The sequence below is a fragment of the Eubacteriaceae bacterium ES3 genome, from assembly GCA_030586155.1.
Lineage (GTDB): Bacteria > Bacillota > Clostridia > Eubacteriales > Eubacteriaceae > Acetobacterium.
On record CP130741.1, the window covers coordinates 2508092 to 2521196 of the forward strand.

Sequence of the window (13105 nt, forward strand, 5' to 3'; positions counted from 1 at the left end):
CTTTCTTTGTTATCTTGTTATTTGTTTTTAAATGTTAACACAAGAAGAACCGTCCCCCTATGTCCAAATCATCCAATATAGGTTTCAAAGATGCGTTTGGCTAACAGATCGGCGTCGTGCCGCACGTAGCCGCTTTCCATGGTGACAAAGTCATCGTAGATATAGGTATAGCCGGGCAGCGGCTCCTGATCCAGGAAAATGGTCCGAGCGTCGCATTTTTCGTACTTTTCCTTAATACTTACCGGAAGCCGGCCGGTATTGGCACAGATATAATCAAAGAGCCGTCCTTCATCGGGATCAAGATGGGACAGGATGGCCCGAACATGGTCTTCCTGCGAAAAACTGCTGGTCTCGCCGGGTTGGCTCATCAGATTGCCGATATAGAAACGTTTGGCCCGGCTGTCGAAAATAGCCCTGGCCACCCCGGACACTAAAAGATTTGGGATAATACTGGTATAGAGGCTTCCCGGTCCGATTATAATCAGATCGGCTTCTGCAATCGCTTCAATGGTTTCGGGCAGGGGACTAATCTGTTGGGGTTTTAATGATAATTCATTAATCGGGCTGTTCTGTCGAATCACCTGATCCGGTATGGCCGACTCCCCTTCAACAATGGCACCATTTTGAAGCTTGGCCACCAGAGTCATCTGCGACAAGGTCACCGGCAGGACTTCCCCCTTAATCTGTAAAACATCAGAGGTTCGACGAACCGCATCATAAAAATCATGAGAGATCCCGTTCATGGCTGCCAGAAAGAGATTGCCAAAGGACTGGCCCATCATCCGGCCTTCCGGGAAACGGTAATTAAACAAATCCTGCATGATATTCTCATCATCAGCCAGGGCCAGGATACAGGATCTGATATCCCCCGGCGGCAGTATACCCAGATCTTCTCTGAGCATTCCCGAACCGCCGCCATCATCGCCAACTGTTACAATGGCTGAGAGCCGGTCGGTATATTTTTTTAGTCCCCGCAGGATCACAGACAGCCCGGTTCCCCCGCCAATGGCTACAACACGGGGATTTCTGACTCTGACTATGTCCTTCAAGGTAAACTCCCGAATATATTCTTTCATTTCCATCCAATCACTTCCTTCACAGCGATGTAAGACACAGGGGCACAATAAAAAACCGTCCCTCGTATTCTATGGCTATCACAATTTATTTTCTCTTTTTTTGACGACATGGACGTTTTTATCCATATCCCGATGCAGGAGGGTTACTTCCAGGCCCTGCAGTTTAAGATCCTTAGCTAAAAGTTCAGCAAAGGTCACCGAACGATGCTGACCGCCGGTACAGCCGATAGCCACTTCCAACACCGGTTTGGAAACTTTTTTAAACTCGGGGATGACAAAGGACAGCAGCGCCAGAAGGTGGTCATAAAAGGTCTTTGCTTCGGCAAAGGACATGACATAATCCTGCACTTCTTTATCCTTACCGGTCAGGGTTCTTAACTCCTTTAAATAGAAAGGATTTTTAAGGAAACGGACATCGAAAACAAAATCAGCCCCCACTGGGCTTTCATATTTATAGCCAAATGAGTATAGTTTAACTTTTGTTTTAATTTGCGTTTCTTCACGATTTAAAGCTTTTAAGAGGGTTTCTCTAAGTTCCGCGGTCGTGATCTCCGAGGTATCGATGACCACATCAGCCAGGTCTTTTAGATAAGCCAGACTTTGGCGCTCCCTGGCTATGGCTTCGATCAGGCTGCCACTAATTTCCGATAGGGGGTGGCTGCGGCGGCTTTCCTGATAACGGGAGATCAGTACATCATCTCTGGCATCAAGAAAAAAGTACCGAACCTGATCTTTGATCTGGTAGTATACCTTTTCTTCGCAGGAGGGATCCCTGAAAATTTCTCCCCGAATGTCTGTTACTAATGCGACTTTATCGAGGTTTTTTGCGGATTCCTGACACAGTTCCAGAAAGGTGGGAATCAGCTGGGGCGGCAGATTATCGACACAAAAAAAGCCCAGTTCCTCAAGAATCTGCATGGCCTGGGTTTTTCCGGCACCTGACATCCCGGTTATAATAATGTTCTCCATTTCTCACCTTCTCTTTCCTGACCCAAGGGGACACCTAATCTTCACAGATATTAACAATTCGATGAAGCGGTAAACCTGCTGCTTTAACAATTGCTGGCGTATCCCGCATATTCCCCAGCGCCTCTTTTTTATGAGCATCACTGTTGATGGCAAATTCTACCGGATATTTCATACATATTTTAATTTCTTCAACGTTTAAATGGTCATGCCGGGGGTTAATCTCCAAGAGCACACCATGTTTAGCCGCCGTATGAGCCACCGGTTCGATGTCGATGGGCAGCTTGTCCCCGGGATGGGTAATCAGCCTTATTTTATTTTTCTCCATGGCCTTGACATAGGTTTGGGTATTCATGGCCTTTACTTTTTTTCTAAGAGGCGGAATAACCATCGCCAGATAATTGGGAATGGCAAACAAGAAGATATCGGCAAGGGTCGCCGGAATATAGCCATAATGATAACCGGCTAAGATCCAGTCGCAGTATTCACGTTCTTCCTGACCGATATCAATATCACCGTTTCGACCCGTAATATTTGACTCCACTGACAAAAAGATCCGGATATCATCATACTTTTCATTTAAAGCATCGATTTCTGCCCGCATTTTTTTAAAATTCTTTTTACGGACGCCAAACAAAGGGTGGGAGCGGCCGTGATCGGAGATGGTAATGGCTTTTAAGCCAATCTCCCGGGCCTGCAGAACCATTTCTTCAATGGTATTTTTGCCGTGACTGTAGACGGTATGGGTGTGCATATCGTGGACTATTTTCATAATTGTGTCCTGCCTATTTCAAAATATCTTTGATGCTATTTTGCAGCTCTGGTATATTAATTCGAATAATCTCCCATACTGCAGCATAATCGGTATTTCCGTAATCATGCACCAGGCGGTGTCGCAAACCTGCTATTTGTCGCCAGGGAACTTCATGATGTGATTCCTTGATCTCATCTGAGAGTTTATAGACCAACTCACCAATTTGTACCAATGTCATCGTAACTGCTCTTATTGTTTTCAGATCATTTAAAAATATTTCGAGATTTATATCGTCTGTAAAAGCAATAGCTTCAAAACAGTATTGAGTAATTTTCTCCAATCGTTCTTCATCACTTTTTTTCATAGATACAAATTCCTTCTGATTTGGCATTTTGATATAAATCAGGATTTTTTTTCAGTTCATCTTCATCAAAAAAATCGACATCTTTTTTTAATGCCTCTCTCAGATCATACAATATACCACAAAGTTCGAAAAAGGGCTTTTTGTGAAAAAATTCAGCATATATATCGATATCGCTTTTCGCGGTCTCACTGCCTTTAGCGTATGACCCGAACAGAAAGGCTCGTCTGACATCATTTTCAGAAAATATCCTTTTTGTTTTTCGGCTGATTTCCAAAGGTGTGTATTCCGATTTCATATTCCCACTCCTTTTATACTGTTATTCCCCGATCACAATGACCTCGGTTTTTAACTCCACACCAAACTTTTCTTTAACGCCGTTCTGAATCGCTGCAATCAGGTTTAAAATGTCGGCCGCCGAGGCATTATCACGATTGATGACAAAACCACTGTGTTTTTCCGAGACCTGAGCACCACCCAGGCTATAGCCTTTAAAACCGGCATCCTGCACCAGTTTTCCGGCAAAATAGCCTTCCGGTCTTCTAAAGGTAGAACCGGCACTGGGGTATTCCAGGGGCTGTTTATCCGACCGACGCTGATTAAGATCTGTCATTTTTTCAAGTATAGCTGCCTGCTCGCCCCTACTTAACTTAATTGTTACGGACACCAGGACCCAGTCATGCTTTTGCAGGACCGACTGACGATAGCCAAAGCCGCAGTCTTCCAGATGGATAGTTTTAAGATTTCCATCTTCAGTAATGACCTCAATGGATTCAATACACTGTTTCATTTCTCCATCATAGGCACCGGCGTTCATGGTCACCGCTCCACCCAGGCTGCCAGGGATGCCGGAAGCAAATTCCAGCCCGGTCAGACTATTTTCAAGGGCCACTTCAGCCAGTTCTTTTAAAGAAATCCCCGGTTGGGCGATAATGGTTTCGTCAATCACCTCAACTTTTTTAAGACTGGTCGTTTTTATCATAATACCCCGAAAGCCCTTATCTTTAACTAAAAGATTAGAACCTTTCCCCATAATATATACGGGAACATCATGATTTTTAAGACTTTTAAGGATCGCTTGCATTTCTTCTATAGAACCTGGCAATAACAGCAAATCCGCTGGTCCCCCCACCTGAAAAGAAGTGTGGGCCTTCATCGGTTCGTTAATTTTAATCTGTTCCGGCTGCAGGACAGCCTGCAGTTCATTTATAATTTTTTCCATTTAGTTTCCTATCAATTTTTTTGTGCTGGTATACATAAATAAAATCTAAATCATTTATTAAATACACCACCGTACCAACAATTGGCTTCTGACGAGCTCCAGCCGTCAGTACGATTTTTAAGCTCTCCCGTATTCACTGACTACCAGCACTTATCATTTTTTCTTTATAAAGGACATTCTAACATGCGACCGCTTTTTTTTCCATTAAAAACTGGCCAAAGGCCTAGATTCAGGCTTTTTTAAATCATTTTTTAAGACACTTATCCTACCCAGTCTCAAAGTTTAATGTTATAATGAAAAAAAATTGACACAGGAGCAGGCATGGAAAGCTTAAAAGGGACGGTTGAACACATCGTCTATCGTAATGATTCCAACGGATATACGGTAGCGCATTTTGATATTGACGGAGAATTAATTACCGTTGTTGGAAATTTTGAGGAACTGAATCATGGGGAATTTTTAAAACTGACCGGCTATTTTACCGAACATCGCAGCTACGGTGAACAGTTTGCTGTAGAAACCTACGCCTTTGAAATCCCCACCTCTACTGATGGGATCATCCGTTATCTATCCTCCGGGGTCCTGCCGGGGATTGGTGAAAAAACCGCCCGCCTGATCGTTGAACGTTTTGGACAGGATACTATCGAGATTCTTGATAACGACCTGAACCGTCTATCTGAGATTAAAGGAATCGGTAAAAAAACCCTGGCCGGCATCAAGGAAGTTTACCCTGAACAGCGGGAAATCCGCAATACCATGCTTCAAATTCAGGAATACGGAATTTCCTCAACCTGGGCTATGAAACTGTACCAGACCTACAAAGGTGATACCATTTCCGTTTTACTCAACACCCCCTATAAAATGATTGAGGACATCCGCGGTATTGGCTTTAAGATTGCCGACCATATTGCCAGTCAGCTGGGTTTTGACCCGGACAGTCCCGGTCGGGTTCTGGCCGGCATCTCTTATGTGCTGTCCGACTGCTACAGCCGGGGCAATACCTATATGACCGAAGATGAGCTGATTGGCGGGGCAGCACGAATGCTTAATGTCAGCACGGACACGATTATGAGTCACTTAAGCGAGGTTATTTTTTCCGGTCAGGTCCGTCAGGAAGTTCTCGATGACCAGCCCGTTTACTATCCTTTATCCCTATTTGAAGCAGAAGATAATGCGGCCCTTTTAATGGCCCGAATCAGCCGTTCGCAATATGAAATTCCTGATACTTCGATCGAAGAACAAATTTCTCGCTACGAAAAACAAATGCAGTTAGACCTGGACCCAAGGCAGCGCGAGGCCATTTCAGCAGCTATGGATCACGGCGTCATTGTCATTACCGGTGGACCGGGAACCGGGAAAACCACCATTATAAATGGAATCTTACAGATCTTTTCCAATCTGGGCCTGGAAACTGTGCTGTGCGCCCCCACTGGCCGGGCTGCCAAACGGATGTCGGAGACCACCGGGGCAGAAGCCAAAACCATCCACCGACTGCTGGAATACGAATTTGGCGGTGACGATGATAACCCCTTCTTCACCCGTGATGAAGCCAATCCGTTAGAGGCCGATGCCTTAATCGTTGACGAGTCTTCAATGATCGATATCCTTTTATTAAACAGCCTTTTATCTGCCCTTTCCCCCGGCACCCGCCTGATTCTGGTGGGCGATGCCGATCAGCTGCCCTCTGTTGGACCGGGTAATGTCCTGGCTGATATTATCGAAAGCGATGCTGTCAAGGTGGTATCTTTAGAGCGGATTTACCGCCAGTCTGAGGATAGTATGATTTCTGTCAATGCCCATGAAATCAACCAGGGCCGCTATCCCGATATCGATAATCAGACTGACTTTCTATTTCTTAACAAAAATGATAATGACAAACTTTTAAGAGATATACTTGATCTGGTTGAAAACCGCATCCCCAATGCCAAAGGCTTTACTGACATTTCCGATATTCAGGTTATCTCGCCAATGAAAAAGGGAACCGTTGGGGTGATTAACTTAAATCAGGCCCTGCAGTCCGTCTTAAACCCGCCCGCAGCTGATAAAAACCAGCGGGAATTCGGAGCGGTTATTTATCGGGAAGGCGACAAGGTCATGCAGATTAAAAACAACTACCGGCAAAAATGGGAAGACGGACCCGACGAAGGTGAAGGGGTTTATAATGGCGATATCGGAATTCTGACCGATATCAACCCCGGCCGAAAAACTTTTACCATCCTCTTTAATGACGGACGGGAATCGGAATACGATTATGACCAGATGGATGAGATTACCCATGCCTATGCCATGACTGTCCATAAGAGCCAGGGCAGCGAGTTTCCGGTTGTGATTATGCCAATAGTCGGGGGACCGCCGATGTTCTTAAACCGCAAACTTTTATATACCGGCGTTACCAGGGCCAAGAAGCTTCTCATTTTAATGGGTAATCAGTATGTTTTCCGGCAGATGATTAAATCGGAAAAGAGCCAGCAGCGCCAGACCGCTCTTAAAATGCGAATTATAGATTATTTGAATAACCCGCTGCTATAGCCCGCAGGGAAAATGGAGCGCGAATATGAACTCACTATATGAAGCTATTAATTCATTTTTAGGGGAATTTCTATTTTTGAAAAACGGGACCTGCCCGGTCTGTGGAAAGGTCCTTTTTTGGGGCGATGCTTTTCTCTGTGCTGAATGCGAAAAACGAAAGCCGCTTAATAATGGTCCTGTCTGCCAATCTTGCGGCCGGGCTCTGACTGACAATCAAAAATTGGTCTGTAAACATTGCCGGCAGGAAGAAGACCCTTTTTCCGGCGGCTTGTGTCTTTTTCACTATCAGGAAGATTCAAGAAAAATGATTACTGACCTTAAATTTAAAAACCGGCCGGGACTGGCTGTTTATCTGGGCCAGGAAATGGGCAAAGCAATCAAAACACAGGATTGGATTAACAAGGTTGACTTAATTATGCCAATCCCCATTCACCCAGAACGGCGGAAGGAAAGAGGCTACAACCAGAGTGAGAAAATAGCTGAAGGTCTAGCCGCTGAACTGCCTGAAAATCTGGCGATTCACCTTGCTAATGATAATCTCTTTCGGAGCCACAACAACCCCCATCAAATCGGCCAGTCTTTAAAGAAACGTAAGGAAAATATGCTGGGCGTATTTGATTTAAGTAATCCGAGAGAGGTTTATAAAAAGAACATTCTACTGGTTGATGATGTACTGACCACTGGGGCAACGCTTTTTGAAGCAGCCGCCACGCTAAGAGACGGCGGGGCTGGAAAAATCTTTATAGCCGTTATCGCCGCTCTCGACGACCAATAAAAAAAGACCTCTAGGGTCTTTTTTTATACCAGCAGTTTAATGTCTGAAAAATCGTTTCCCCGGAAAAACAGCAGGGCTTCATAGCTGACTTTGTAAATTACCTTTTGGGGAATCCCAAAGCAGCGGGCGGTATTGGAAATTAAAAGGATGGAGAAATCCTCCACCGGCATATTAATATTACCTTCACAGTAGTTTCTGGTCAATTCCCGGCGGGCCCCGAAATCGGCGATTAGGAGGGCATCAAATTCGATCGGCCGGATGCGCAATTTATAGTCATCCACAAACTGGTGATAAATGGCTTCAATACTCTTATGGAGAAACTGATAGAGTGAATCAATTCGGGAGATTTCATAATAAAAATTTCTGACCTGGGGATCGGATAAGAGATAATGATACCAGACCATCGTTAAGTAAAAATGATTTTCGAAAGCATTGATGGGGCGATATCCGATCAGCTTTTCTTTTAAGCTATCATGAATATTATTTAAATAATCTTCAAAAATTTGAGCAATAAAAAGGTCTTTCGTCGCAAAATGATAAGTCATAGAGCCCAAAGTGGAATTTGAACGCTCAGCAATCTGGACTATTGTCGTTGCATTATAGCCCTGCTGATAAAACAGTTCTTTTGCACTGTCGAAAATCCTTTCTTTTGTCATTTCGCCTTTAGTTTTTTTACGCATCTCTCTATCTCCTTAGGACTGAAGTGGATATCTGATTGAAACATTCCGATTTATAATATCCAACAAAATAATAACACATTATTTTTTAATATCCACTTATTTTTTCCCGAACTAAAGTCTTTTTTACTGCCAAAAAAATTTTGCACATATAAAAAGCCTTCCATGAGTAGGTATTTTATCACAGAAGGCCCAATTATTGCAATCTTTAAATAAAGAGTTTCCTATGCGCCAATTAGTTCTTTGGCTTTTGAAGCTGAGCTACCAGCATCTGGAGCGTATCCATCTGCGCCAATTTCTGCAGCATATTCTGGTGTTACAGGAGCGCCACCAACGATAACTGGAAGTTCAGGATAAGCAGCTTTTACAGTCTGAACTGCTTCTTTTAAAGCTGGCATTGTAGTAGTTAACAGACCAGAGCAGGCAACTAAAACTACATTATCGTTTTCTTTAACCGCTTCAACGAATTTGTCTGCTGGTACATCCACACCCAGGTCGACCATGTCAAATCCTGAGCTTTCAAGCATCATAACAACCAGGTTTTTACCGATATCATGCAGGTCTCCGGCAACAGTTCCCATAATACAGGTTCCTAAAGAAGTAGAATTTTCACCAGCCATAACCGGTTTTAAAATATCCACACCTTTTGACATTGCTTTGGCAGCAATCAACATTTCTGGAACGAAGATTTCGCCAGCTGAGAATTTTTCACCGACAACGCCCATGGATTCGATCATGCCATCTAAAATTTCCTGAGCAACTACGCCTGCATCCAAAGCAGCCTGTACAGCAGCTCCTACTTTTTTAGATTTTCCAGTTTCTACCAGTGTTTTTACTTCTGCAATTGTTGACATATTCTTTCTCCTTAGAATTTAATTTTATTTTTTATCTTTGTGTGTGCAAAATTATTTATTTTACAAAAATACCTTCGCGGAAAGCGCCGATATATTCCATACAGTACTCATCTTCACCCATCATGGCTTCAGTGGCAAAAAGCATTCCCATCATGTCCTTGTTTAGTGGATCCAGGATGAAGGAGTCCATGCCAGCGTTCATTGCTAGCACGGCAAAAGCCTGGTTGGCAATTCGACGAGCTGGCAGGTTGAAGGAAATATTTGAAACCGCACCGGTGACATGAATAGTCGGGTAGGCTTTTTTAATTTCACGGATAACTTCAGTAACCATATTAATGCCATCTTCAGAGGTACACAGCATTTCAATCAATGGATCGATGTGCATACGGGATGGATCAATGCCATATTCTTTACATTTAGCCATAATGTCGTGGAATACATCCAAACGGTCTTTAGCTGTTTTAGGAATTCCTTTATCGCTGTTTAACAGAGCAACACATTCCCATTCGGTATCAGCCAGCGCTTTAAAAGCCGCGTCAATTTTGTCCCCTTCCATGGAAACTGAATTGAATAATCCCGGTTTTTTGCAAAGTTTCATGGATTCAATACAAGTGAAAACATTAGGACTGTCTACAGCAATAGGGGTATCTACCGCTTCCTGTACGATATCAATTAACCATTTCATGGTTTCCATTTCAATGTCATCATCTACTGATGCACAGACATCAATATAATCTGCGCCTGCTTCTGCCTGTTTAATGGCCAGATTCTTAATGAATTCAGCATCCTTAGCCGCAATCGCTTTGGCGGTTGACGGAATCGCTCCGTTAATTTTTTCTCCAATAATAATCATTAGTATCTCCTTTAAAACATTTCTTTGGTCATTTTATCAATTGCTTCATCACTGGCTTCGTAAACGCCTGGGAAGGAAGATACGCCCATTCCCTGACAAGCTCCCGGGATGAAGTAAAGTTTACCGCATTCACGACAGGCACGGGTAAATTCTTCTTCTACCTGCTCTTTTGTCCAATCCGGATGATCAATGATGCCTGAGTGAACACCGCCCATAAAGGTAATTTGTCCGCCGTATTCCTTAATCATTGCCGGAATATCGTTAGTTGTCATAACACCCTGCCAGACATCGATTCCCATTTCAATCATCGCTGGAACGATAGTTGCACCATAAGAGTCACTGTGATGAACAATTAATTCTACACCGTTTTCTTTATAGAAGCCGTATAATTTTTTATATGCTGGCAGTAAGAATTCTTCAAACATTGCTGGAGAAAGGAAAGTAGAAATCTGACTGCCCCAATCATCATGATGAAACAGGCAATCTGGTTTTAAATAAGTAACCAGCTCTTTAGCATAAGCTAATTCGAATTCTGTCAGATAGTCAATCAGCTCTTTCATGGCTTCCGGCTCTTCATAAAAACTCATTAATGCATCTTCCATCCCCATCAGATAATGCGTTAATTCGAAAATTCCCGGTGCAATAAAAGCAGTAACATATTTATTATCACGATCAACTGCCTTTGCAGCTTCAATCGCCGGTTGCCAGTCAGCTTCCGGAAAGACAACATTTGGAGCTTTAATATACTCTTTCCATTCAGTAATATCTTTTAAAACGATTTTACCATTATTATGAACCGGGAAAGCACCAAGCTGTCCTTCCGGCCATGCAACGGTTACACCCCACTCGTTAACCACCTCTTCGCCAATAGCTGGTTTAATTCGGCAAGATGGAACATTCATAATCATTTCCATAAATTCAAACTGTTTTACAAACCGATCCGGTTTGCCACCTGACATTACTTCCTTTAAGTTCTCTTTAATCGTTAACACTTGTCAACCTCCTCAATGATTTTCCCATAATTACAAAACCCATCTTCGTAATTATTAGTATTAAATTTATTGATTACTGTTTTATTAGTAATTTTAAATTATTTTACTGTAGTATAAACGGTTTCAGCAATATTGTCAATCATAAGTTTCAAAAAGTCCCTATTTTCTCAAGCTGAATTTACGAATTATCAAATTAAATTTAAAATCATTTTTATATTTTTGTAAATGTTATCCTTTATATAGCATTTTGTATTGACAATCCATAAAACATCGATATAATTTAAGCGTATTTAATTTTTTACTGTTTATTTTTCCTTATTCTATTTTTTTTCGTTAATTCATTTTTTTTGATGAAATACCTATTTTCCGTAAGTTATTTGATTATTACTGAATGTAAACGAAATCATCTGGCGAAAAACAAAAATATTTTAATAATATACTAAAATATGTTGACTATGAATGTGAAACCGAGTACAATGAAGTCATGATTTCTATAGTAATTATTGGCCAATTTACTGTTTGTAAAATCACAGGTATTTAAGACGTTCTTATATCGTAATTATGAAGAGGGTAAGAGGGTTTTAAAAAGAATCATCAACACATTTATAAAATCTAAAATTATCAGTTTATTGACTGAAATGAAAAGGAGAAACATATGAATCAACCTTTAAGCAAGTCAGCCATAAATCTCTATGGTTTGCCGTCGTTCGGCTTTCAGACAATGGTTAATATCGAGGTCATGCTCTTTGCAGCGTTTCTGACCGATTACGCTAAAATACCATTGGCACTCGCCTCTGCTGTACTTTTGTTAACTTCTATTGTTGATATTGTGTCGGTTCCAGTATCTGGGATCATTCTTGAAAAAAGCAATATGAAATGGGGTAAATATCGCTCCTGGCTATTAGTCGGCCCACCGATTGCAGCCTTTTTCTATGTCTTCCAGTTCTCTCAGATTGGTGAAGCGATGACAACAGCTGTTATTATCTTTATCGGTTTTGCCGTTTCCCATCTGGTTTGGAACACCTTCTATGCGGCTCATATTTCTATGAATAATGCCTTAACCACCATTCGTGAAGAGCGAATTTCTATGGCTGGTAATCGTGGTATGTTTAATGCTGCCGGAAGCCTTGTCTTCTCATATTTTGGCGTTAAATCTATCGCTGCTGTTGGCGCCGGTATTGGTAATGAAGTGTTAGGTTATACCATCATAGCTGCTGTTACCGGATGTATTATGATCATCTGTAACCTGACTTATTTTAAAATTACTACTCCATATAAAGATAATGGTTCTGAAGCTCAGGCCACTAAAGAAAAAATGCCTATTAGCGAAATGCTTAAACAGATCACTGTCAATCCTCCTTTAATGGGACTGATGTTAGTAGAGCTGGGTCGTTATCTGGGACGTTTTGTTATCTTCGGTATGGCTTTCTATTACTTCAAATATGTTATTGAAGACCTGCCAGGTCTGGCTTTATTTATGACAGGACTGACCATCGTTTCCTTCTTTGCTGCTATGATCGCTGCACCGATTGCCAAGAAATTGGGTGAAAAAATGACTTATGTCATTGCCCTTTTATTCCTGATTGTCGGTCTGCTGGTCGTCTGGTTTGTGCCTTTAAGCGCTACAGCCTTTAAAGTGGTTATGTTTGTTGCTTACATCGGTTATGGACTTCCTGATTCACTGGGTGTTGCCATGTACTCTGCAACTGTTGACTATGGTGAATGGAAAACTGGTAAAAACGCCCGAGGTTTCATCATGTCATTGATTTCTTTCCCCATAAAAATCTCTGTATTTGTACGTTCGGTAATTATTTCAGCAGTACTTGCTTCTGTTGGTTATGTTGCTGATATGGCAGTTACTCCAGAACTTGTTCAGGGAATTAAAAACGGTTTTGCTCTGTACCCTGCTATCATCATGGCAATTGGTCTGCTTCTGATGTTAAAACTTTACTCGTTGACTCCATCGAAAATGGCTGAAATTAAGCAAGATATGGATAAACAAAAATAAGCAGTTGTAAAATCAGCATCGAATTCTTATCAATGTTA

General features: G+C 42.1%; 13 protein-coding genes. 3 read left to right on the plus strand and 10 right to left on the minus strand.

Features of this window, described 5'->3' with window-relative positions; all coding sequences use genetic code 11:
• Positions 1-68 precede the first annotated feature (68 nt).
• From yvcK to murB, 6 genes are all read right to left on the minus strand, one after another.
• Positions 69-1082, minus strand: coding sequence for a uridine diphosphate-N-acetylglucosamine-binding protein YvcK (yvcK, locus tag Q5O24_11495; protein ID WKY46978.1), 1014 nt, complete (start codon positions 1080-1082; stop codon positions 69-71).
• Positions 1083-1154: 72 nt separating this feature from the next.
• Complete coding sequence (gene rapZ, locus Q5O24_11500) at positions 1155-2045, minus strand: RNase adapter RapZ (GenBank protein WKY46979.1); 891 nt, start codon at positions 2043-2045, stop codon at positions 1155-1157.
• Positions 2046-2079: 34 nt separating this feature from the next.
• A complete protein-coding gene (locus tag Q5O24_11505) occupies positions 2080-2814 on the minus strand; it encodes a PHP domain-containing protein (protein ID WKY46980.1) in 735 nt (244 codons plus the stop codon).
• Positions 2815-2827: 13 nt separating this feature from the next.
• Positions 2828-3160 carry a DUF86 domain-containing protein gene (locus tag Q5O24_11510; GenBank protein ID WKY46981.1) on the minus strand — a complete coding sequence of 111 codons (333 nt, stop codon included), beginning with the start codon at positions 3158-3160 and terminating at the stop codon, positions 2828-2830.
• The gene (locus Q5O24_11515) at positions 3147-3455 is read right to left on the minus strand and encodes a nucleotidyltransferase domain-containing protein (GenBank protein WKY46982.1); all 309 of its coding nucleotides are present in this window, start codon (positions 3453-3455) and stop codon (positions 3147-3149) included. The genes Q5O24_11510 and Q5O24_11515 overlap by 14 nt, the downstream gene beginning before the upstream one ends.
• A 21-nt stretch (positions 3456-3476) precedes the next feature.
• A complete protein-coding gene (gene murB, locus Q5O24_11520) occupies positions 3477-4379 on the minus strand; it encodes a UDP-N-acetylmuramate dehydrogenase (GenBank protein ID WKY46983.1) in 903 nt (300 codons plus the stop codon).
• A 321-nt stretch (positions 4380-4700) separates the two neighbouring features.
• Between murB and Q5O24_11525 the strand changes: the two genes are divergently transcribed.
• Both Q5O24_11525 and Q5O24_11530 read left to right on the plus strand, forming a co-directional pair.
• Entirely contained in the window at positions 4701-6908 is a 2208-nt protein-coding gene (locus Q5O24_11525; GenBank protein ID WKY46984.1) for an ATP-dependent RecD-like DNA helicase, read from the plus strand.
• A 25-nt stretch (positions 6909-6933) separates the two neighbouring features.
• A complete protein-coding gene (locus Q5O24_11530) occupies positions 6934-7683 on the plus strand; it encodes a ComF family protein (protein ID WKY46985.1) in 750 nt (249 codons plus the stop codon).
• 23 nt (positions 7684-7706) lie between these two features.
• Here Q5O24_11530 and Q5O24_11535 read toward each other — a convergent pair whose 3' ends face one another.
• From Q5O24_11535 to Q5O24_11550, 4 genes are all read right to left on the minus strand, one after another.
• Positions 7707-8363: a TetR/AcrR family transcriptional regulator gene (locus Q5O24_11535; protein ID WKY46986.1), complete on the minus strand. Its 657-nt coding sequence runs from the start codon at positions 8361-8363 to the stop codon at positions 7707-7709.
• A 221-nt stretch (positions 8364-8584) separates the two neighbouring features.
• Positions 8585-9214, minus strand: a complete 630-nt coding sequence (locus Q5O24_11540) for a corrinoid protein (GenBank protein ID WKY46987.1) — start codon at positions 9212-9214, stop codon at positions 8585-8587.
• A 55-nt stretch (positions 9215-9269) separates the two neighbouring features.
• The gene (locus tag Q5O24_11545; GenBank protein ID WKY46988.1) at positions 9270-10067 is read right to left on the minus strand and encodes a methyltetrahydrofolate cobalamin methyltransferase; all 798 of its coding nucleotides are present in this window, start codon (positions 10065-10067) and stop codon (positions 9270-9272) included.
• An 11-nt stretch (positions 10068-10078) separates the two neighbouring features.
• On the minus strand, positions 10079-11059 hold the full coding sequence (locus tag Q5O24_11550) for a uroporphyrinogen decarboxylase family protein (GenBank protein WKY46989.1): 981 nt from the start codon (positions 11057-11059) through the stop codon (positions 10079-10081).
• A gap of 655 nt (positions 11060-11714) precedes the next feature.
• Between Q5O24_11550 and Q5O24_11555 the strand changes: the two genes are divergently transcribed.
• Positions 11715-13067, plus strand: a complete 1353-nt coding sequence (locus Q5O24_11555; GenBank protein WKY46990.1) for a glycoside-pentoside-hexuronide (GPH):cation symporter — start codon at positions 11715-11717, stop codon at positions 13065-13067.
• Positions 13068-13105: the final 38 nt, after the last annotated feature.